The organism is Nocardioides sp. AE5, assembly GCF_031844485.1.
GTDB lineage: Bacteria > Actinomycetota > Actinomycetes > Propionibacteriales > Nocardioidaceae > Nocardioides.
In genome coordinates, this window is the sequence record NZ_JAUZVI010000030.1 from 1 (window position 1) to 1,042 (window position 1,042).

1 protein-coding gene is annotated in these 1,042 nt (G+C 65.9%); it reads right to left on the reverse strand.

Annotated elements, in window-relative coordinates:
- Nucleotides 1-1,022 (reverse strand): acyltransferase (locus tag Q9R27_RS18715; RefSeq protein ID WP_311253921.1); only part of this gene is annotated, 1,022 nt, incomplete at its 3' end.
- Nucleotides 1,023-1,042: the final 20 nt, after the last annotated feature.

Consider the following 1,042-nt stretch of genomic DNA (forward strand, 5'->3'; position numbering starts at 1 on the left):
GGGACGAGGAGGATGAGTGTCAGGCCGGCGGCGGCGCCGATGGCGGTGAAGTTCGCACCCATCGACAGGGTCAACGGGTTGGAGCGGGAGAAGGCCTTGTGGAACCGGATCGGGTTCTCGATGAACCGGTTGCACAACCAGGCCGGGATGAAGGAGAACGCGACCACCAGCAGGCCCTTCTTCGCACCCAGTTCACCCCACTGCGCGGTCGCGGCCACCAGCAACGGCCAGTGCCACAGGTACAGCGAATACGACAACCCACCAACCCACACCGCCGGCGCCCACGACAACACCCCGGCTGGTCCTGCCGGTCCGGAAGCAGAACCAGCGATGATCATCGCCGCCGTACCCACCACCGGCAGCAACGCCATGTGACCGGGCCACGCAGTCGCCGCAGTCACCGTGAACCCGGCATAGACCACCAGCACCAGACCCGCCCAACCCAGCACGATCGCAGCAGCGCGGGGCAGTTTCGCCCACACCCCGACACCGATCGCGACCAAGGCACCCACACCCAGTTCCCACAACCGGGTCGGGGTCACGAAGAACGCCTGCGCCGGATTCGAGGCCGTGTAATGCACCGACCACACGAACGACGGCACGATCACCGCAACAATCCCCGCAGCCATCACCGGACGCGCCGGCAGCCTCGTCTTGCGCAACAACACCGCGAGCACCACCAGCAGCAGCGGCCACACGATGTAGAACTGTTCCTCCACCGCCAGGGACCAGAAGTGCTGCACCGGGGAAACCCCGACATCCTCGGCCAGGTAATCCACCGACCGGTCCGCCAGGCGCCAGTTCACCACATAACCGGCCGAGGCGATGATGTCCCACCCGAACGTGCGCCACTCAACCCTCGTCACCGACCACCACGTCAACAACGCCGTCGCCACCAGCACCACCGCCGTGGCCGGCAACAACCGCTTCGCGCGACGCGCGTAGAACCGCGCCAGCGACACCCGGCCCTCTTGCTCGACCTCACGGATCAACAACCCCGTGATCAAGAACCCCGAAATCACGAAGAACACATCCACGCCGA